This window comes from Methanosarcina sp. 1.H.A.2.2 (genome assembly GCF_000979975.1).
Lineage (GTDB): Archaea > Halobacteriota > Methanosarcinia > Methanosarcinales > Methanosarcinaceae > Methanosarcina.
The window spans coordinates 57,248-79,374 of record NZ_JJQL01000075.1; the positions used below are offsets into that span (position 1 = coordinate 57,248).

Sequence of the window (22,127 nt, forward strand, 5' to 3'; positions counted from 1 at the left end):
AGCATGATCTGGAAGGACCGCGGAGAACTGTTTGTAAGGCATAAAAAAAATCCCATCCTCACTGTTGAAGACTGGCCTTACCAGGCAAATTCGGTGTTTAACCCTGCAGCCGCTATAGTTGATGGTAAAACTCTATTACTGGTGCGTGTTGAAGACCACAGGGGCTTTTCTCACTTTACTGTAGCCAGGAGTAATAACGGGATAGATGGCTGGGAAATTGATGCTGAGCCAACCTTTACTCCGGACGCTATAAACTACCCTGAAGAGATATACGGCATTGAAGACCCGCGTATAACTTATATTGATGAGATGGGAAAATGGGCTGTAGCATATACTGCTTTTTCGGATTCCGGCCCCTTAACATCACTTGCCTTTACAGAGGATTTCCGCAATTTTGAGCGGATAGGAGCTACCCTGCCTCCTGAAAATAAAGATTCTGCCATGTTTCCTGTAAGGTTTAACGGCAGGTGGGCAATGTTACACAGGCCGGTCTCTTCAATGAGCGGCGCAAAGGCAAATATCTGGATTTCCTTTTCCCCGGATATGAGATACTGGGGGGATCATCAGGTCCTTCTGTATGCCAGGGAAGGAGGGTGGTGGGATGCCCGTAAGATAGGTTTATCTCCACAGCCAATTCGTACATACGACGGCTGGTTAATTATGTACCACGGAGTCCGCCCAACAACGTCAAAAACAAGTTACCGGCTTGGGCTGGCTCTTCTTGACCTTGAAGACCCGAGAAAAGTCCTTCACAGGTCAGAAGGATGGGTTTTCGGACCCCGTGAACTCTATGAGCGCAGTGGAGATGTAAATGATGTTGTTTTTCCCTGTGGGTGGGTTTTAAATGACGATCAAATCCGTATTTATTATGGAAGTGCGGATACTTCTGTATCCATGGCAAGCGCAAAACTCAGTGACGTCCTTGAGTATATTCATGAGTGCCCCGAAGAGCAGTGCCCTGCAGAGTTTTGCAGGGCTTTTGAAGGGCACAGGCATATCATTCAAGAATAAAATGGAGAAAAGGGGCTTAAATATCTGAATTAAATATCTAAAGTACTGGGGGGACTTTTATTAGAATTGCTATGTTATCTCCGATTGCCTGGAGCACGCCGCCTAAAAAGTACGGCCCGTGGGAGGCAATGGTATCCTTATTAACTGAGGGACTGGTAAAACGGGGTATTGACGTTACGCTGTTTGCAACAGCTGACTCGCACACAGCAGGCAAACTTCATTCGGTGTGCCCGAGGCCGTACGAAGAAGATAAAGATATGATTATAAAAGTATACGAGAGCCTTCATATATCAGAGGTTTTTGAAAGGGCAAATGAATTTGATATAATTCATAACCATTTTGATTACCTGCCTCTTAGTTACAGTGGGCTTGTAGACACGCCTGTTGTAACAACTATCCACGGCTTTTCTTCACGGAAAATTCTGCCGGTCTATAAAAAATATAACGACAGCACTTTTTATGTATCCATAAGTGATGCCTACAGGTGCAATGAACTGGACTATATAGCAACGGTCCGGCACGGAATAGATATCGAGAGTTTTCCTTTTAATGCCAATCCGGAGGACTATCTTCTTTTTATATCGCGTATTCACAGGGATAAAGGCGCAAAAGAAGCAATACAGGTTGCAAAAAAGGCCGGAATGAAATTGAGAATGGCTGGCTTTATTGCAGACTCTGAATATTTCAAGAATGAAGTTGAGCCCCATATAGACAACGAGCAGATAATTTACGAGGGGCATGTATCCCAGGAACGCAAAAAAGAGCTGCTCTCAAATGCCCGTGCTCTCCTGCACATGATCAATTATGAGGAGGCTTTCGGGCTCGGTGTTGTCGAAGCCCTTACCTGCGGGACGCCCGTAATTGCAATAAACAGAGGGGCGATGCCTGAACTGATCCTGGACGGGGAGACCGGGTTCCTCGTAAACAATGCAGACGAAGCCGTAGAGGCTGTTCAAAAGGTTAACTCCATATCACGCAGGAAATGCCGGGAAAGCGTGGAAAAACGCTTCTCTGTTGACCGGATGGTAGAGGACTATATCAGGGTATATGAGACAATTCTGGAAAAGTGCAAACGTGAGGCAAAAAGGCCCTGGGGCTTCTATGAGGTGCTTACAGAGAAACCGGGGTATAAGGTCAAACGCCTTACGGTCCTGCCCCAGGAAGAGATCTCACTTCAGCGCCATTCCCATAAAAGTGAGCACTGGCATGTAATCAGCGGCGAAGGGCTTGTAACTAAAAACGGTGACCAGATCAGGGTTCTTGCCGGAAACTCGGTCGACCTGCCGGTAAACGACGTACACCGCGTTAGAAACACAGGCAGTCAGAACCTGATATTCATTGAGATTGCGCAGGGAGATTACCTTGGAGAAGACGATATCGAAAGGCTCGAAGATAAATACGGAAGAGCATAAGAAGGCTTATCCGTATTTTATTGTTTAATCCCGGATAAACCGATGTACTATTTACTACTATTTACTATTCAAAAGCTGCCTGATAACTGCATAGAGCACGTAAATGGTACCTGTCTGAAAGCCTCAGACCAGAGTACCAGAGTCTTTTTCAGTTAATTCCTGATCCGTCTTCTTTATCATCTTTTCAATCAGTCTTTTTCAGGCAGGACATTCGGAATCGTCATATGATTTTCTGACCTGAGATGCAACCTCTTCACCCAGCCTTTCTGATACATTTTCCACAAAGAGGATAATGTAATTAAAAGGCACGCAGCCCAGGCTTTCTTCTCCGGATAAAATGAGCCTGACAAGGTATTCAAGGTCAGACATGGACAGCAGCTTGATCCTCCTTAGAAAATCAGCTGCATCTTTTGAGTAGTGGTTTGCCAGAGGTGGGAGAATGGAACGATAATGTACTCCTGAGCCGGAACAGAGGAGAGCCTCACATTCCGGGGCAACGGTTTTCAGAATGCCAATATCAAGTTCGGAAAGTATTCTTGCCATGATAATCACCGGGGGTAAAATGTAATTCTGGTCTTTCAGAGCTTTTCACAAACAAAATTCCAATAAGGTAAATTCCAATAAGGTAAATTCCAATAAGGTAAATTTCAATAAGGTAAATTCCAATAAGGTAAATTCCAGTAAGTAAAATCCAGATAAGGCAAATCCAGGTAACTTAAATCCCGAATTAAGCCTCAAATTCTTGAAACAGGTGGGAAAACCGGAGAGTTAAAATCTCTGTATTTCTCCGGATTCCACAAAATTTATGATTATAATCAGATTTCAAATATTTATTTCAAATTTTCATAGTTATAATTTTCATATTTCAAATTTTCATAGTTATAATTTTCATAGCTCTAATTATTACAATTTAAATTCCTTTATATTTCAAGTTTCATCAGGTCTTCTGCAAGGATCACCTCTCCATCAACATAGTCCTTGAGGCGGTGTATTGCTTCTTTTCCATGCCCTTTCATTTCGGGATAGAAGTGTGTGAGGCAGATACTTCCGATCTCTTTGTTGTAGTCTTCAAGCATTTCAGCCAGCGTGCTCGGAGTTGTGTGGTTTGTTACTTTTGTGCCGGGAGGGAAGGAGCATTCGTGTATCAGGAGGTCGGCTTCAACTGCCAGGTCCATTATATTCCGGCAGGGTTCGGTATCCCCTGAGTAAACAAATTCTCCGTCTTCTGCAGTCACGCGGTATGCCAGAGTCGGAACACTGTGGGAAGCAGTTGCGCAGGTTATCTCGCAGTCAAAACCCTCAGGCGTAAACTCCTTTCCGGGAGAGATCTCTACAACATCCACGTCCACTCCATCCAGAATATACTCATATGCCCCAAGCACCTTCGAGAACCAGTCCTCGGTCCCGTCAGGTCCGTATACTCGCATTTCGGTTTTTCCTCTGAGCCAATTTGCTTTAATGAGGGGGAGCAAATCAGCTACATGGTCAAGGTGAAGGTGTGAGAGAAATACGGTATCTACTTCTGTATGTGGGACTCCTGCATCGGGAAATCTGCTTAAAACGCCGCTTCCACAGTCAATAAGCAGAGGTTTGTCCTCAAGCCTGACAAGTATGCCGGACTGTACCCGACCCTTTTCAGGGATCGCAACTCCAGTACCAAGAAATGTAATCTCCATGAAGTAGAGAATAAACTTTAAATAATTTAACTTTATTTAGTGCATGTTCGCATAAGGAAATTTTTGCGGCTCAAAACCAGCCTGCTTTTATTCAAGCGCAAAGGTTGTTCAGCCAGTCCAGATGCATCAAACTTAATAAACTATTTACAGGACTGAACAAATCCGAGGAAAAGAGCTAAAAGCAAAAAGGCTATTTAAAGGTAGGACAGGCAAAAATAAAAAGTTACTCTTCAATTTGCGAGGGTTGCCCAGCTAGGTCAAAGGCGCCGGACTTAAGATCCGGTATCGAAGGATTTCGTGGGTTCGAATCCCACCCCTCGCACTAAATCTTTTTTATATATTTTCTTATGATTTGAAGGTTCGGCTTGATTTTCATGGTTTCGGTTTCCGCATTTTGAAGCCTACAGCAAACCGTTGTATAAACCATCTGCATGGGCAGATCCCTAGAATCTCGTCCAGGATTTTGTGGGGCAGATTTTAAACCTTTTTCAAAGGACAATTTTGCTGTTAAAGAGGCAACAAGAGCATCAAGTATGTCATCTCTCGCTACATCTTTTCTATTATATTTGTCAAGAGAATTTTGCACGATCCTATCTGTCAAATTGCAGATTTCTTGCAGTATCTTTTTTCTTTCTATGAATCCCTCATTTTTCTTTTTTGAATATTCCATTGGCTTTCCAGCAAAAGCCCAGAAGCAGATTTCAGGATGAATTTCCTTTATATTCTCTTGCGCGGAATGAGTGGATACGAGAAAATCATCCACCTCTCTAATTTTTGGAACTATTCCCCATGACTGTTTTGTAAGGCGAATGCCGGTAACTTCTTCATTGATGTCGCAGGCGCTTTCATAGCTTTCGGCATGTAGGGCTTCTCTACAGGGAGGGGTAAAAACACTGGGATGCCTTTTTGGAGCGAGTAACTTTCGAGCTTCGGCGTCGCAAGGTCTTCTTTTGTAACTAGAAGAACGATCGATTAAACCGATAGGAATGTCCAAACATATGTGAACATCGATATGGCCGCCACAGAAATAGTTCCAAAGATCAGATATTTCTGAAAACACAAAAGTATCAAAATCCCCCGCTTCTGTTAGTGCAATTGCAAACCAACCTGCTCTGCATCCATCTACACCAACACATACTTTTTTATCCATAAGTAGAGTTTGCAATTCACACATATAGAACTTTTTGGAAGGGGTTTTGAATGGAATTACTTATAGTTATTCAGGTATAGTTACCAAGCCTCTTCAGATGTCAGCAAAGATAGAATTGATGGCTAATCAACAGAAAGGCATTGAAAGAGTTTTTGTTTTTACCGGTGGAGACGCTTCCTGTTCTGAATGCCAGAAACTTTCCGGCAGAGTGTACACAATTGATGAGGCTCTGAGAGAAAAGCCCATTCCCTGCAAGGCATGCAGTCATCAGTTGCATGAGGGCAGGGAGGGTTGGTGCATGTGCCGATATATGCCTCAGCATTGAACTATTAATTTATTGAGACCATTAGATGCAGAGAGCTTAAAAATAAATAACAATTTACTGATTGAAAATAATAACCGCTTTATACATAGTGCCTGTATTCTAAGATCATGAAACTTGAAGAGCGTCTGGAACTCTTTAAAGAAAAGATAAAAACAACAGATTTTCTGGACTGCAAGGGATTGGGAAACGAGATCCCATACTGGATTTTTGATTACGAACCGGAGAAAGAGCTCCTTGTAAGGGATACAATTGAAAAGATGATCCCAAGCTTTGAGAGCAAACACTCGATTAAGATAGTTGAGATTAATCTGTACAATTTATGCCTCAAAATCCTGAATCAGAAGCTTACTGATGAAAAAATAATTCAGTTTGAAAAGAAAAAGGGCTCAGATGCCTTGCTTGAGAATATCAGATTAATTCTGAATCAAGAGGCTACAAAAAAAGAGATTGCCGAGATACTTAAAGTTGATTACGACCTGATTTTTCTGACAGGAGTGGGAAATGCATGGCCGATGACCAGAGCTCATTCCGTCCTTAACAATCTTCATTCTGTTACAGGCAAAAAGCCGCTTGTGATGTTTTATCCGGGAAAATTCAGTGGGCTTGACCTGAGCTTATTTGGCGAATTTAAAAGCAAGAATTACTACAGAGCTTTCCGCTTGATGCCAGAGGCAATGTAATTTAAAAAATTTGCTCAGGATTATTTAGAGGGGAAGTTTTAAGCTTTCAAGCCACACTCTTAATTATCTTAACTTTAATGCATATTGGAATTAAATTAACATTGGAATTAAATTAACATTGGAATTAAATTCACATTGAAATTCTATTCACATTGAAATTCTATTCAGACTGATATCTACTCAGAGTGCTAAACATGACTGCCACAGAAATAAAAATAGAAGATTTATTTGAAAAAGATATCCGAAGGGATATCAACGGGGTAATAAAAGTTGATCAGGAAGACGAAAGAAGCGTCTATACTGAACTTGATGAGTATGTGGTGACAGGCGAGTCTCTAAAGCATTTTGATACCTTCTTCAGGAACTATACTGCAACACTGGAAGAACCCACAGATAAAATAGGGGTCTGGATCTCAGGGTTCTTCGGTTCGGGGAAATCACATTTCCTCAAAATCCTGTCATATTTACTGGAAAATAGAGCAGTTCAGGGGAAGACAGCACTCGAGTTTTTCAGGGAAAAAATAACAGACCCCGCGATTTTAGCCAATATCGAAAAAGCCGTTACTACAGGCACTAAAGATGTTATTCTTTTTAATATTGATTCCAAAGCAAACACTGCAAACAAGGGCGACGAGCAGATTGTAAACATCTTCATGAGGGCTTTCAATGATAGGCGCGGGTATATGGGAGACGTTTTCTGGATCGCAGACCTTGAAGAACAGCTTGAGGAAAAAGGACTTTATGAGCCTTTCAAAACCGAGTTTGAGCGTATAAACGGAGAACCCTGGGAAGAAAGAAGAGTCGCCTACGGTTTTGAGCAGGACGATATTATAGAAGCCCTTGCAAGCTGCGGCTCGATGAGCAGGGAGGCTGCTTCAAGGCTGTTTGAAAGCGATGGGGCCAGCTATACTTTCAGCGTTGAGAAATTTGCAAATAAGCTCAATAAGTACTGCAAATCGAAAGGAAAAGCCCATCAGGTAATTTTCCTTGTGGACGAAATAGGACAGTATATCGGAGAAAATAGCGAGCTGATGCTCAACCTCCAGACCATTGTTGAAGATCTGGGGACCAGGCTTCAGGGAAAAGCCTGGGTTGCAGTGACTTCACAGGCTGATATTGATACTGTTACGAAGGAACACGTAAAAGGCAATGATTTTTCCAAGATCCAGGGACGGTTTAACACCCGGCTGGGCCTTACCAGTGCCAACGTGGACGAGGTCATCAAGAAAAGGATCCTGCATAAGAAAGAGGAATACAGGGAAGTCCTTGCTTCATACTATGCTGAAAAACAGACAATACTCAGGAACCTGCTTGCGTTTTCAAACCGGGCTGAAATAAAGGTCTACAAGAATGAAGAGGACTTTGTAAACGTATATCCTTTTGTCCCCTATCAGTTCAATCTTGCACAGAAGGTCTTTGAAAAAATAAGAGAAACCGGGTTTACCGGGAAGCACCTGGCAAAAGGAGAACGGTCGCTCCTTGGTGCTTTTAAGGAGTCGACGGTGAACTACGGTGAAAGAAATGTGGGGCTGCTGATTCCTTTCCATGCTTTTTATGAGACTATTGCAGGTTTCCTTGACCCGATTATTGCAAAGACGATCTCTCACGCCCGGAAAAATGATTTCCTTAATGAAAAAGACTGTGAGCTTCTGGAAATCCTGTTTATGATCAGGAATATTAAGGAAATTGAGCCAAACCTCGATAACCTGATAGTGCTCTCCATCTCCTCGGTTGACGAAGATAAGGTAAAACTGAAACAGAGAATCATTGAATCCCTGCGAAGACTTGAAGACCAGACCCTGATAAACAAGTCCGAAGACAAGTATTATTTCCTGACAAATGAGGAGCAAGATATCAATAGAGAGATCAAAGGGATAGATATTGAAGAGCACCAGATCCTTGAAGAAATCCATGGGATGCTCTACGAGCAAAAACAGGGAATCTGCCCGGCTTCCCATAGGGATTACAAATTTAACAAAGCGATTGATGACAGGGTAAAGGCTGTTTTAGGTGCAGACCTTACAATCAAGTTCCTTACCCCTCTTTCAGACCAGTATAATAGTAAAAAAGGCAACCAGCAGTCCCTGAGCGGCGACAGTTTAAGCAATATCGATTCAGCGGACACTCTTCTTTTCGTACTTCCGGAAGACGAATTAGTTGACCAGATCAGGTCCTACCTGAGAATAGAGAAATACCTCAAGCAGAATTCTTCAAACCGGAACAATGTGGAAATCCAGAACATCCTGTCCACAAAACAGCAGAATGCCGTAAGCGCAAGAGCAAATGCAGCAGAGCTTATCCTGAAAGGAGTCTCGGATTCCAGGGTATTTGTTGATAACAAGGAAGTAACGCCTGTAAAATCCAACCCGAAAGAGCGCATAAAAGAAGGGCTTGACCTCCTTATAGAGAACGTCTACAACAAAGCCGGATATGCCACAAAGGATTACGAAACCGAGAGTGATGTGCTCAGAGTCCTGCGTTCGGACGACCTTGAGAAGTTCGGGGTTACAGGCAGCGACATAAACAGGCTGGCTTTAAAAGAGGTGCTTGACTACATCCAGCTAAAGTACGGGAGAGGCGGAAGGGTCCTGTTAAGCGACTTAAAAGACCGTTTCACGAAAAAGCCCTACGGCTGGAAAGATATGACGATTTCAGGGCTCGTGGCAATTCTTTACCTCAGGGAAGATATCAAGCTTCGTTACCAGTCCGAATACCTGTTCAATGCCGCGGACGCTACGGCAAAGCACCTGACAAGAAGAGATGAAGCTGACAAACTGGTCATAGAAATCAGGGAAAAGACCGGGGAAGAAGACTTGAAAGCTGTCAGGCTGGTCCTCAAAGACCTTTTTGAGAAACTGGGTCTGCCAGAAAAAGAGGGCGAGCTTTACGAAGAGGCAAAGAAAATATTCCAGAAAGAGCTTTCAGGCCTGCAAATAATCGAAGGCAGGTATGAGGAAGAAAGGAGCTTCCCGGGCAGAACCCAGATAGAAGCCTACAGAAAATTCCTGAAGGAACTGACAGAGAACTCTGATCCCTCAGCCTTTTTCAGAGCCATTGCCTCCAAAAAAGCCGAGTTTGAAGAGCTTCACACCGATGCAGAGCCTGTGAAAAACTTCTTTGATGGTTCCCAGGTTGATATATTCCGGAGGCTTGCCCGCAAGTACAAAGCTTACTGCAGAAATACCCAGTTCCTCGGGGAAGAAACAAAAGCAGCCATTGAAGAGGTCAATGAAATCCTGAGCCTGGAAAAACCTTATACCCAGATCCGCCAGCTTCCCGTGCTGGAAAAAGAGATAGAAGTTTCAATTCAAGAGGCCCTTTCTGGCCAGAAAAAAGAGATCAGAGAAAGCCTTGATACGGTTACAAAAGAGCTTGGGAAGGACCTATCAGACGAAAAGTTTTCTGACGATTTCAGGGAAACAGTGCTTGGGCTCTTCAATGTAGTCAAAAGGACCATAGAAGATGCTGAGGACTGCGCTCTTGCCCAGAGCCAGCTCCCGATGATAAATTCTCTCCGGGTAGAGGCTTACAGGCAGATAGATAAAGAGAGCCAGACCATCCGGGAAAAGCAGCAGAGAGAGAGCTGGATAATCCGGGATGGGCAGCAGAAACTAGCCTCTGAGAAAAGTACTACGTCCTCGGATAATCCGGAAACTCCGGAAACAAAGCCTGTAGACCGGGAAAAAGAAGCAGAAACAGAATATGTTCCTCCGGCAGTTCCTCAGAGAAATACCAAAATTATCAGCGATATATCATTTTTCAAGTCCGGAAAAATGCTGGAAAACGAGGAAGATATCGAGGAATACATTACACAGCTCAGAGGGAAGCTGTTGAAAATTCTTAAGGAAAAGAACATAAGGGTCTAAGAAAGGAGCTGGATGAAAAATGGACAAATCAAAAGTTATCGAATTCTCAAACAAGGTTCGGGACAAGTTAAACGCAGAAGTAGAAAGCCGGGCAGCCAACTACGGAATCTTCCCCAAAGAAATCCACGCTGTAGAAGAGCACGGTGACTCAGTTGTAATCAACGGCAGCGTCTTTAACTCCGAAATCAAAAACCAGCGCTCCCAGCTTGTAAAACAGATAAAGGAAAAAGGCTACGCCCAGGTTATGGAAGAAGTGACCTATACCTGGTTCAACCGCCTTGTGGCCCTCAAGTTCATGGAGATGAACGGCTGCCTTCCGGACCAGATCAAAGTCTTCACTTCAACTGACCCGAATAAACTCGAACCCGATCTTCTCACAAACGCCCTGAAACTTGATTTCCTGAACCTTGACCGGAACTCAGTCCTCGATTTCAAAGCCGAAAACAAAGATGAAGAGCTCTACAAATACCTGATTCTCAAGCTCTGCAATTACCTGAACAAAATAATGCCCTTCCTCTTTGAGGAAATCGAAAACTACACCGAACTTCTTTTCCCTGACAAGCTTCTTCATACAGGCTCTGTCCTGCATGACCTGAATTCAATTATCCCGGACGAGGACTGGCAGGAAGTTGAAATCATAGGCTGGATCTATCAGGACTATATTGCCCCAAAGAAGGACAAAGTCTTTGCCGACCTGAAGAAGAACATCAAGATCAGCAAGGAAAATATCCCTGCAGTTACCCAGCTTTTCACTCCTCATTGGATTGTCCGTTATCTGGTGGAAAACTCCCTGGGCCGCCTGTGGATGCTCAACCGCCCCGAATCCAGCCTTGCTGACCGGATGGAGTATTATATAAAGCCTGAACAGCAGGAAACCGATTTTCTGAAAATTAATTCTCCTGAAGAGCTCAAGATCTGCGACCCTGCCTGCGGTTCGGGGCACATGCTTGTTTATGCTTTTGACCTGCTGTATGCGATTTATGAAGAGGAAGGCTACACTCCCTCCGAGATTCCGGAAATGATCCTGACCCACAACCTTTTCGGGGTCGAGATCGATAAACGTGCAGGGGAACTTGCAGGCTTTGCACTGACCATGAAGGCAAGGGGCAAAGACCGACACTTTTTCAAAAAGCAGGTTCAGCCCAATATCTGCATGCTGGAGAATGTTGCTTTTGAGCAAGGCGAACTTAATGCTTACATAGATTCAGTCGGAAGTGAGCTTTTCACCAACGCCCAGAGAGCCACTCTGCTCCAGTTCGCCGAGGCTGACAATTTCGGTTCTCTTATCCGCCCGGCTGCAAAGGATGTATCAGACCTTTTGCATCTGCTGGAGTCAAAAAAATTTTCCGAAAACATTGTCCTGTCTGCAACTCATGATGAAGTCCTGAAAGCCTTGAAGCAGGCGGACTATCTCAGCCCGAAATACCATGTAGTCGTTGCCAATCCGCCGTATATGGGTGGCAAGGGGATGAATAACAGGCTGAAGGCTTTTTCCCAGGACAACTACCCGGCCAGCAAATCCGATTTATTTGCCATGTTTATCGAGCGTAATCTGGACCTTGCACTGGAAAAAGGCATGATAGCCATGATTACTATGCAGAGCTGGATGTTCCTTTCGTCCTTTGAGAAACTCCGAGAGAATATCCTGAATAATAACACTATAATTTCAATGGCTCATTTTGGAGCCCGGGCTTTTGACAGCATAGGGGGAGAAGTTGTTTCAACAACGGCATTTATTGTCGAAAATGCGCACCACGACGAATATAAGGGAGCTTATATAAGGCTTGTTGACGGGAGCTGTGAAGCTAAAAAAGACGCAGGGCTGAGGGAGGCAGTAAGGCAGTCCAGAATCTGCGGTGCCGGCCAGAGGGAGGGAAAATGAAAACAGAGAAGAATAAAGGTAGAAAAGGTAGAGTGGCGAGAGTCCAGCCTCAGGATAGCACCCTATTTGACCGGGTTGCCTCCATTCTTGATCAGGCAAGGGCTAATGTTGTCAGGGCGGTAAATAACCAGATGATAATAGCCTACTGGCTGATCGGGCGTGAAATCGTGCAGGAACTGCAGAGCGGGGATGAGCGGGCGGAATATGGAAAAAAAGTGCTTGAGGATCTCTCTACCATGCTTACCGAGAAGTATGGAAAAGGCTTTTCCGCTACAAACCTGCGTTATTTCAGGTTATTTTATCAGACGTATGCCGACCGGGTACCTGAGATTCATCACAAGCCTTGTGATGAATTGGGCAGCTCAGATGGAACCAGGCAAATTCATCACAAGCCTTGTGATGAATTGGAAAATCTGAGCAGTTCCGTTGAAAACAGCGAAGGTGTGCAGGGCTTTTCCCCACTGCTAAGCTGGTCGCATTACCGGACGCTGACAAAAGTAGAAAACAGGAACGAACGACTTTTTTATGAACTGGAAGCCGAGAAAGAAGGCTGGAGTGTCCCGGACTTGCAGCGGCAGATCAGCACTTTCCTTTTCACACGCCTGCTTAAAAGCAGGGACAGGGCAGGCCTGATGGAGTTAACCCGAAAAAGCAACAGCCCGAAAACTCCGGTAGATGCTATCAAAGATCCGTATATCCTTGACTTTCTTGCGTTGCCAGACTCCCCTGGCCTGCACGAATCAGGTATAGAAAAAGCCATTATCAGCAACCTTCAGTCCTTCCTCCTCGAATTAGGCAAAGGTTTTGCCTTCGTCGGCCGCCAAAAACGCCTGCAGTTCGAAGATGACTTCTTTTACATCGACCTGGTATTCTACAACTGCATTTTGAAATGCTACCTCCTTATAGACCTGAAAATCGGAGAACTAACCCACCAGGACATCGGCCAGATGGACAGCTATGTCCGCATGTTTGACGACAAATACATCACCGACAGCGACAGCCCAACCATCGGCCTCATCCTCTGTTCAAGAAAAAACGAGACCATCGTGAAGTATTCTGCCCTCAATAACAGCAAGCAGCTCTTTGCCTCAAAATACATGCTCTACCTGCCCACAGAAGAAGAACTCAAACGTGAAATCGAACAGCACCGCCAGCTACTCGAGGAGAGGGCAAATTATGACTAACGAAAATCCATCAAACAACTCTGTGCCTAATTTTTACCGCGCCTCCGCCGCCGACTTCAAGAAAATTCCAGGATCGCCGATTGCTTATTGGGTAAGTGATAAATTTTTTGACTCTTTTTCAAAATACCCTCCTCTATCTTCAATGTTAGAGTTTAGAAAAGGTATGGGAACAGGAGATAATGAAAACTTCGTGAGAAACTGGAGTGAAGTTTCTTTTAATAAAATTGGAATAGGAATCAAATCAAGCTTGGAATCAGTTGAATCTCAAAAAAAATGGTTCCCTTACAATAGTGGTGGAGCGTTCCGAAAATGGTTTGGCAACAATGAATCTATTATAAATTGGTTTAACGATGGTTTTGAAGTAAAATGTAGAGCGACTGAACTTAATAATGGTGGTCATTGGTCAAGGTACATTGTAAGTACAAATCGTTTTTTTCAGCCAGGATTAACATGGACTGCAATTTCTTCCAGTTATTTTGGAGTGAGGTATTTTCCAAAAGGATTTCTTTTTTCAAGTGCCTCAATGTGTGGCTTTGGGAAGGACGAACATATAATGGAAGTGATAAGCCTTTTAAACACAAAAATTTCGTTAAGGTATCTGTCGGTTTTAACTCCAACATTGAATTTTGGACCGACACAAGTTCAAAAGGTCCCGATTAAGAAGCCTGAAGATGAAATGACTTCCAAATTTGCAGAATCCTTAATTAACACCTCAAAATCCGATTGGGATTCCTACGAAACTTCCTGGGATTTTATCACCCTCCCACTGCTACAATCCGAATACCTCCAACCAACTCTCCGTGAGACTTACACCAAACTCCGCGCCCACTGGCGAGAAATGACTCTCGAAATGCAGCGGCTGGAGGAAGAAAATAACCGCATTTTCATCGAAGCCTACGGCTTGCAAGACGAACTGACACCTGATGTGCCACTTTCAGAAATCACGCTGACCTGCAATCCCCATCATCGCTACGCTAACAACAAAACCGAAGAAGAACTGGAAGTTCTGCTGCTGACCGACACTATTAAAGAATTAATTTCTTATGCTGTCGGCTGCATGTTTGGAAGATATTCACCAGAAAAAGAAGGTTTAATCCTTGCAAATCAAGGAGAAAAACTATCTGATTTTAAAGAAAAAGTGCCTGTAGCTTCTTTCCTGCCGGATGAAGATAATATCATCCCGATCCTCGATGACGAATATTACACGGATGATATCGTAAACCGGTTCAAGGAGTTTTTGAAGCTAACTTTTGGAGCGGAGACGCTTTCTGAAAACCTGGACTTCATTGCAGGGGCGCTTTCGAAGAAAGGGGAAGCTCCTGAAAAGGTTATCCGGAATTATTTCCTGAAGGATTTCTATAGCGATCACCTGAAAATGTATAAAAAGAGACCTATTTACTGGCTCTTTACTTCTTCAGAAAAAGGAAAAGTGTTCAATGCGCTCGTTTACATGCACAGGTACGATAAAACTACTCTGGCAAAGATGAGAATCGATTATTTGCTTGACTTTGAGTCGAAGCTGGATGCTCAGAGGCCGCTTCTTGAAAAAGAAATTATTCAAAATTCCAAGAATCGCGGGAAAGCAGAAACTGAGCTTGCAAAACTCAATAAGAAAATTGAAGAGCTCATAAAATACGATGAACTGCTTCAGCATAAAGCGGATCAGATGATTGAGATTGATCTGGATGATGGGGTTGTGGAGAGTTATAAGAAATTTGAAGGGTTAGTGGGGAAGATATAAGTCATGGATGAAAAAATAGAAAAATTAATTGAAAATAGAGAAAGTTACATTTCAGAAATAGCAGGTGCTATTAATGGCGTATCTACTCAGATCCATGATTCCCTTCGTAGCTTTCACAGGATAGAGTTTCACAACAGGCTTCAGGAAGAGATCTCCTATTTAGCGGCCAAATATTACCTGTATGGCATTAAAGAATATCAGATCGAAGACTTCAAAGAGAAAGGATGGGACGGATTTATAGACGTTGTCTGGGCCACTGGGTTTGGAAAAAGAGAAATCCCGGTAGTTGCATTTGAAATTGATTCAAGTCTCAGGAAAAAATCTGTCGAGAAATTGCTCGCAGTTGAAGCACCTTTCAGGTTTTGGGTGTATTATGGTAAAAAAGAAGCATATCCACTTCTTGAAAAGGAAGATCCTGAAGGGCTTATCACACTTATCAATGTTGAAAGGCCTGAATTTGTAAGATCTTGATAATCCGTTTCTCGGGACTTTTATACGAAAAAATATAATGAGTGAGTGCAATTTTCATATCAACGTGATTATATGGACCTTCAATCCCTCCTCAACTCCGGCGAATCCGAAACCCTTGAATTCAAGGAAAAATTTGACGAAAGAACCGTAGAATCGGCTGTAGCTTTTGCCAACGCAAAAGGCGGCATGATCCTTTTAGGGGTTTCTGATAAAGGGGCCGTCACCGGAGTAGATATTGGAAAAGAAACTCTGGCTAAATGGGCAAACCAGGTCTCAGACAAAACCGAGCCACAGCTTATCCCTGAAATCGAGGTGTTTGAATTTGAGGGGAAAAAGGTTGTAGCGGTAAAGGTCCCTGAGTATCCTATAAAACCCGTTTCCGTCCGGGGCAGGTGTTTCAAGCGGGTAAACAACAGCAACCGGAGCATGAACGCGCAGGAAATTGCGGAAATGCACCTGCAGTCTACAGGAATGAGCTGGGATAGGTTTCCGGCAGCCGGGGAGACTCTTGAATACATTGACCTTGAAAAGATCAGGAATTATATCCGGAAGGCGAGGGCTGTCGGGAGAAAAGGGTTTGGGGAAGAGGAAGAAAGAAACCCTATTCAGGTACTCGAAAAAATGAAGCTTGTGATGGAAGGAAAACCCACCTGGGCAGCTGGGCTTCTTTTTTGCAAGGAAGGGAGGCGTTTTCTTTCGCAGGCTGTGGTCCACTGCGGGCGGTTTAAGAACAAAACTCTTGTAATCGATGACCGGCTGATCGAAGGGTCACTCTTTGAGCAGATCGAAGAAGCCATGGATTTTGTCAGAAAAAACACTAACGTGAAATTTGTTATGACCGGAAAGCCTGAAAGGGAAGAGGTCTGGGACTACCCGCTGGAAGCGGTCAGGGAGGCGGTTATTAATGCGGTCTGTCACAGGGACTACACAGTTATGTCCCATATCGAAATCCGGATTTATGACGAGGAACTGATCGTCTGGAGTCCGGGTGGGCTTCCCCTGGGACTCACAATGGAAGACCTTTTCAAACCTCATGCCTCGAAGTTGAGGAACAAAGGGATAGCAGAAGTGTTCTTCGATACGAAAATTATTGAGCAGTGGGGGAGCGGAATAGAGAAAATTCAAAAATACTGCAAAGAAGCAGGGGTTCTGGAGCCTGTATTTGAAGAGTATCAGGGCTTTCGTGTGATCTTCAAAAAAGGGATTTTCAATGAAGAATATCTTAGAAATATCGGTCTTAATGAAAGGCAGATTAAGGCTGTACTCCATGTAAAGGAGAAGGGAAAGATTACCAATAAGGAATATCAGGAAATATGTGAAGTTAAAGAACGGCTTGCGACAATGGAACTCAAAGACCTCGTTGAGAAAGGGATCTTTGAAAAGATAGGGAGCAGGGGAAGGGGAACCCACTACACTATAAACCCTGAGTTCAAGCCACAATAATACCGCATTAATACCGCAAAAACCGCATTAATACCGCATTAATACCGCAAAAACCGCACTAAAGCCGCACTAAATAACCGAAAAATAAGGAATCGGGTGCAATGAAGTTCCAGAAACTCCTCAACTCCGGCGAATCCGAAACCCCTGGTTTGCCCAAACCGGAAATCATCGAGATCGGGATGGCGGGTGCGGTTCATTGTTTATCTTAAAAAATCCCTTGTGGTTGAAACCACCGACCCAGTTACCGACCCAGTTACCGACCCAGTTACCGACCCAGTAACCGATCCAGTAACCGATCCAGTCATATGACCAGGTCTCGAAGATCACGGCATCAGATTTGAAAAAGTAAATTGAGCAATGTTTTTTATAGAACGAGTTGATAATAACCAATTAAAATAGTTACATATATTTATATTGTAGATGCGGAGGAAACAATTGTGGCAAAGCCAATTGAACTGGGTCTTGTCTTAGAAGGTGAGGATGCCAGGGAATTCTGGGAAAACGAGAAGAAGCCTGCAACCAAACAACAAATAGAGATGTTTAAACGGGCAAGGAAACTTGCAAGTACAGTCAGGTTGTAAGTGTGCCGCATAAAATACCGGATCTAGAACTTGTTACTTATTCACTTTCTAAGAGAAACGATGTTTTATCTTTTTGCTGTGAAAACACCGATCTAAACGATTTTTTAAAAAACGATGCCCTGATAAATCAAGAACAGCTAATCAACAAGACCTATGTCTGTTACTATCAGGAACAATTGGTAGGGTATTTCACTTTAACTACTGATACCATACAGGTTAAATCAATCGATAACTCAGATTGTGTAGACGGGTTTCCATATTCAAGATACCCCGCCCTGAAACTTGCAAGATTAGCCACACACGAAAGTTTTGCAGGCCGGGGAGTGGGGTCATACATGCTGCACATTGCAATATATTTGACTCAAAAAGTATCGAATATCGCCGGATGTAGATATATCACAGTCGACTCAAAACCACAATCTGTGGGTTTTTACATAAAACACGGTTTCAAACTTGTTAAAGGGTCGAGCAAGAAGGATTATCCCGTGCTCTATTTGAACATGCAGCCAATTGTAGAAGAGCTTGAGCCAATTGAATCCCTTGATCCATTTGTGTAACTGCTTTTCTATTACAGCTCAACTTTCCTTTTATTTCAAGTCTGGTGCTTCTAAACACTGCAAAAGCCAAAATAATTCCGCAAAAATCGCAATAATTCCGCAAAAACCTCACTAAAGCCGCATAAGCCGCACTAAATAACCGAAAAATAAGGAATCGGGTGCAATGAAGTTCCAGAAACTCATCAACTCCGGCGAATCCGAAACTCCTGGTTTGCCCAAACCGGAAATCATCGAGATCGGGATGGCGGGTGCGGTTCATTGTTTATCTTACAAAATCCCTTGTGGTTGAAACCACCGACCCAGTTACCGACCCAGTCATATGATCAGGTTCAAAGATTGTTACTGGCACTCAAAGATGGAGAAAAATCCCCTGCTGACCTCCGCAGCATTTTGAATATTAATCAACGCAAATAAGGAAAATTTTTATACATTGTTGATAAAATTTAATACAGATTGAAGCATGTATCGGTCATCATTTTATCCATTAATCAGGAACCTGATAACTTTGAGTGGACAAAACGTAAAACTGCCATGCTTTGAAACTGTCATCAATCAAATGGTTGAAAATATTTATAGGTCTGAGAGATGCAGGTATTCTGCCCTTGAAACAAAATTGATTGAAGATTTTGAAATCAAAAGCGATTTTCGGCAGGAAGACTCAGATGAAACCCTTGAATTCAAGGAGGAAATCTACTGGGTTTTCAAGTACCTGAAAATGATACGGTTCATTCAGAATGGTCCGGTTGGTCTGATTTCCATAAGTTCTAAGGGTATGGAGTTTTTAAATAGACAGTCACTTGAAGGAAACAAACTGGAAAATATTAAACAACTGGTCGAGATAAAGGATTATTTAAACTCTTTTGAACTTGAAATAGATCCAATTGTCGTTCCTTATAATAAGTTCACACAATTTAGTGATGAAGTGAAATTAAAAAATACATTAAACAGTTTCTATTGCTCAAAAGACTCTGATATACAGGATTTTATCCGGAATAATATAGAAAGATTTGAGGATAAGTCAATTTGCAGGTCTTATCTTATACTTGACAGAAAGAATAATGACAATGAAAACTTCTACATCCTTGGATTTTTTGCACTTTCTTTGAAAATATTATATGTAGACCAGAATAAATTAACCAGAAAGCAAAAAAAGGATATGAATCTATTAAAAGATCAGGACGGCATCCCCTCGTATTTTATTGCCCAATTAGGAAAAAATGATATGTTTAAGTATAATTTTAAGGGTGAATACCTGCTCAATGAAGCTTTGAATATTGTTTATAGATGCATAGAAATGTTGGGAGGAACCATAGTCTGGCTTGAAGCGAATAAAGGAGCGGATTATGTTATGAATTTTTACAAAGATTATGGTTTCATGGAATTGCAGTCCGAACTTCAAGAAGATCAGTTAGAAAGGACTCAATTAGTTAAATATTTAAACACTGAGTGAGTGAGTAAGAAAAATTTATATGGATTACAACTATACTCTACTATAGTGGTAAGAAAATAGACTGAATAATTTTGCTAAAATAAGATTGTTTACAACTTTATATAATTAACAAAATATCAAATTCAATGGATTGGTGAACATGGCTTCAAGATATCTGGAACAAAACTCTTTATACATATCAGACCCTGTTGCCATCAATAAATTGCATTCCTTATTCGAAAAGAATGAAAAATCCAAACCTCCTGTATCTCGATATACAAAGTCAGATAAAGAGGTAATTGATTTCTTAACAAAGAAATTCTAATCATTTCATTTTTTTAACAGGGCAATGGTATTTCCATTTGAGATTAGCTTTTTTTAACTCTAAGGCGAGAAGTCTACTTCTTCGACAACCGTAGGCTGACAAGTTGGGTAGTTCACTCATTCAAATGTACTTATAAAGCCACAAAATTAGAATCTCGATAAGTTTGTGAAAAGGATAAATAATCCAAACGGGACAATGGGGACACAAAGGGGACATAAAGGGGACAAAGAAGAAACTCGGACTAAACAGCATGAATCTTCCAGTCAGCACGCAGGGAATTGCACTCAACTGCTGACTTTTTTATGGTACCAGATTTACTGGATTCAGTTTTGTATATTCTTTACATATTCTTTACATATTTTTTAGTTTTTGAGCTTGTCCTTCACTCTTGACAGTGTTTATCTATATAGATGATATCTGTTGATCGCATTGTCTACTTCATACCATTCCTGACTTTTTCCAGCCTCTTCTCTGTGATTTAATTCTTCTAATTTTGAGTAAGCTTCCCGCGCTTCATCAAGAAAACCAAGTTTAGAAAAGACATTTCCTTTTTTACGCCATAGATCAGACCAATCAGGATTAATTTCCAGAGCTTTTTCATATGATTTAAGTGCACCAAAATAATCTTCAATTTTAAATAAAGTATCCCCTATTACATACAATAACTTTATGTTTTCAGAATTTAGATCAAATGCTTTTTCATATGCTTCCAGAGCTTCATTATACATTTTAAGTTCAGATAATATATCTCCTTTTATACACCACATCTCCATATCAGTTGGATTAAGGGCAAGTATTTTCTCATATATGTCAAGAGATTTACGATCAAAATTAAAATGAAGCAACGAATTTCCCAGGACTTTCAAAGTTTTTATGTCATCTGAATCTATTTTTAGTAAAGCACCACATGTTCTTATGATCTTATCGTGTTCCTTCGAAGCTTCATATATATTCAGAGATTCAGACAATGAAGTTTTAATAATTTCCAAAGTCTTTTTATCCTTTGGATATACTTTCATCAAAGTCTCACATATCATCAAAATCTTATCAGATTCTTTAGAAACATCACATACTCTCAGAGCATTGGATAAACTTGAGGATATTTTATTAATCAAAAGATTCGTTTTTGCATCTTTCAACCTGATTCCTAAAATCTCTTTATAGACAATTTTTATGCCAGCATAGTTTTGAGAATCAATTAAATTATCAATTGATTTGGATAAAGCTAAAAATATATTAGATTCTATTGAATATTTTTCTGTAGGCGTAGAAATTTCTAAAGATAAAGCTTCATCGTAAATTTTGAACGCTTCTTTATACTTTCCACTGTTCAGATAAACAGTTCCTTTTTTTATTTCATTTATTCGATTATGAAACTCGGGATAACGCCGGGAATTCTCGATTTTTCTTTTAATTTCATCATCATTTGGTTTTATCTTAAGTAAAGCTTCACATACCAATATAGTTCCATTGTGCCTGGTAGGAGTTTCATACTTCATTAGTGATTTAGATAAAGCTGATAAAATTCTATTTATCAAAATATTTTTTTCTACTTCTCCAAGCCTTAATCCTGGAAGTCCCTCACAGATTATTATTATATTCTCATAGTTATATAAATTTATTAAATTACTAATTGCTCCAGATAATTCCAAAAGCACATAATGTGCTAATTCTTCTTCGAAATCTAATAATTCATTATAAACTTTGAACATTTTTTCGTACTTGCCCTCATTTAGGTAAGTAGTTCTCAATATAATCAAGGCACGAGTTATGTTTTTTTTGGCTTCAAAATAATCTGGTTTAATGTTTAGAGCTTCTGAATAAATTTTAATAGCTTCTTTATATTTTCCAAAGTTAAAAAGTGCATTTCCTTTTTCAAATAATACTTCAGCATCTCCAAGATTTAGCTTTAAAGATATATCATAAGCTTTTATTGCTTCCTCATACTTTTTCAATTTTGATAAAATGTTTCCTTTATTATAGAACAACTCTGAATCTTTAGGATTAATTTCGGATTCAATTTCGTATATTTTCAATTGCTCATTTAATTTTTGAGTTTTTAAAATGGTTAAAACTTGATTTCTCTTATTTTGAATATCTGAAAAATGGGGCCTAATTTTTAGAACTTGATCATAAGCGCTAAGTGATTCTTCATATCTCTCAAGTGCAAAGAGAGAAATCCCTTTTGCATATAGGATTCTTGGAGTTAATGGATCAATTTCTAAGACTAAATCATAAGTTTCTATAGCATTTTTATAATCTCCAATTTTATTTAAAATAATTCCTTTCTGGTAAAGTAATCCAGTGCTATGAGGATCTTTTTTTAACATTTTGTCATATTCTATAAGCTTTTTTAATGATTTCCCATTGTTTGCCATAGATAAACAAATGTGG

General features: G+C 41.3%; 17 protein-coding genes and 1 tRNA gene. 14 read left to right on the forward strand and 4 right to left on the reverse strand.

Features of this window, described 5'->3' with window-relative positions; translation table 11 throughout:
* Positions 1-3 precede the first annotated feature (3 nt).
* Complete coding sequence (locus EO93_RS11245) at positions 4-1,011, forward strand: glycosidase (protein ID WP_048162596.1); 1,008 nt, start codon at positions 4-6, stop codon at positions 1,009-1,011.
* Between the two features lie 128 nt (positions 1,012-1,139).
* Positions 1,140-2,423 (forward strand): glycosyltransferase, encoded by a 1,284-nt coding sequence (locus EO93_RS11250; RefSeq protein WP_235284227.1) that lies wholly within the window; start codon positions 1,140-1,142, stop codon positions 2,421-2,423.
* Positions 2,424-2,621: 198 nt separating this feature from the next.
* Here the strand turns inward: EO93_RS11250 and EO93_RS11255 are convergent, their stop codons facing one another.
* Entirely contained in the window at positions 2,622-2,966 is a 345-nt protein-coding gene (locus EO93_RS11255) for a hypothetical protein (RefSeq protein ID WP_048162598.1), read from the reverse strand.
* Positions 2,967-3,343: 377 nt separating this feature from the next.
* Positions 3,344-4,099: an MBL fold metallo-hydrolase gene (locus EO93_RS11260; protein WP_048133953.1), complete on the reverse strand. Its 756-nt coding sequence runs from the start codon at positions 4,097-4,099 to the stop codon at positions 3,344-3,346.
* 237 nt (positions 4,100-4,336) lie between these two features.
* Between EO93_RS11260 and EO93_RS11265 the strand changes: the two genes are divergently transcribed.
* Positions 4,337-4,421, forward strand: a tRNA-Leu gene (locus tag EO93_RS11265).
* Here the strand turns inward: EO93_RS11265 and EO93_RS11270 are convergent.
* Positions 4,422-5,249: a DUF429 domain-containing protein gene (locus EO93_RS11270; protein WP_048162615.1), complete on the reverse strand. Its 828-nt coding sequence runs from the start codon at positions 5,247-5,249 to the stop codon at positions 4,422-4,424.
* A gap of 97 nt (positions 5,250-5,346) precedes the next feature.
* Here EO93_RS11270 and EO93_RS11275 point away from each other — a divergent pair, with 97 nt between their 5' ends.
* The 11 genes from EO93_RS11275 to EO93_RS11320 all read left to right on the forward strand — a co-directional run bounded on the left by EO93_RS11275 (position 5,347) and on the right by EO93_RS11320 (position 19,429).
* Positions 5,347-5,574, forward strand: a complete 228-nt coding sequence (locus EO93_RS11275; protein ID WP_048162599.1) for a hypothetical protein — start codon at positions 5,347-5,349, stop codon at positions 5,572-5,574.
* Between the two features lie 107 nt (positions 5,575-5,681).
* On the forward strand, positions 5,682-6,254 hold the full coding sequence (locus EO93_RS11280; RefSeq protein WP_048162600.1) for a DUF1788 domain-containing protein: 573 nt from the start codon (positions 5,682-5,684) through the stop codon (positions 6,252-6,254).
* Between the two features lie 194 nt (positions 6,255-6,448).
* Positions 6,449-10,120, forward strand: a complete 3,672-nt coding sequence (gene brxC / locus EO93_RS11285; protein WP_048162601.1) for a BREX system P-loop protein BrxC — start codon at positions 6,449-6,451, stop codon at positions 10,118-10,120.
* Between the two features lie 19 nt (positions 10,121-10,139).
* Complete coding sequence (gene pglX, locus EO93_RS11290) at positions 10,140-12,002, forward strand: BREX-1 system adenine-specific DNA-methyltransferase PglX (protein ID WP_048162602.1); 1,863 nt, start codon at positions 10,140-10,142, stop codon at positions 12,000-12,002.
* Complete coding sequence (locus EO93_RS11295) at positions 11,999-13,186, forward strand: YhcG family protein (protein ID WP_082107639.1); 1,188 nt, start codon at positions 11,999-12,001, stop codon at positions 13,184-13,186. The genes pglX (EO93_RS11290) and EO93_RS11295 overlap by 4 nt, the downstream gene beginning before the upstream one ends.
* Positions 13,134-14,927, forward strand: coding sequence for a BREX-1 system adenine-specific DNA-methyltransferase PglX (gene pglX / locus EO93_RS17530; protein ID WP_235284230.1), 1,794 nt, complete (start codon positions 13,134-13,136; stop codon positions 14,925-14,927). Before EO93_RS11295 ends, pglX (EO93_RS17530) begins: the two co-directional genes overlap by 53 nt.
* A 3-nt stretch (positions 14,928-14,930) precedes the next feature.
* A complete protein-coding gene (locus EO93_RS11305) occupies positions 14,931-15,398 on the forward strand; it encodes a hypothetical protein (RefSeq protein ID WP_048162604.1) in 468 nt (155 codons plus the stop codon).
* A 72-nt stretch (positions 15,399-15,470) separates the two neighbouring features.
* Positions 15,471-16,841, forward strand: a complete 1,371-nt coding sequence (locus EO93_RS11310; RefSeq protein WP_048162605.1) for a helix-turn-helix domain-containing protein — start codon at positions 15,471-15,473, stop codon at positions 16,839-16,841.
* Between the two features lie 437 nt (positions 16,842-17,278).
* Positions 17,279-17,422 carry a hypothetical protein gene (locus EO93_RS17985; RefSeq protein WP_198143874.1) on the forward strand — a complete coding sequence of 48 codons (144 nt, stop codon included), beginning with the start codon at positions 17,279-17,281 and terminating at the stop codon, positions 17,420-17,422.
* 2 nt (positions 17,423-17,424) lie between these two features.
* Positions 17,425-17,979 (forward strand): GNAT family N-acetyltransferase, encoded by a 555-nt coding sequence (locus tag EO93_RS11315; RefSeq protein ID WP_048162606.1) that lies wholly within the window; start codon positions 17,425-17,427, stop codon positions 17,977-17,979.
* A gap of 556 nt (positions 17,980-18,535) precedes the next feature.
* A complete protein-coding gene (locus EO93_RS11320) occupies positions 18,536-19,429 on the forward strand; it encodes a winged helix-turn-helix domain-containing protein (protein ID WP_235284228.1) in 894 nt (297 codons plus the stop codon).
* Positions 19,430-20,131: 702 nt separating this feature from the next.
* On the opposite strand, the gene EO93_RS11325 is transcribed toward EO93_RS11320, so the two are convergent.
* On the reverse strand, positions 20,132-22,111 hold the full coding sequence (locus tag EO93_RS11325) for a tetratricopeptide repeat protein (protein WP_048162607.1): 1,980 nt from the start codon (positions 22,109-22,111) through the stop codon (positions 20,132-20,134).
* Positions 22,112-22,127 lie beyond the last annotated feature (16 nt).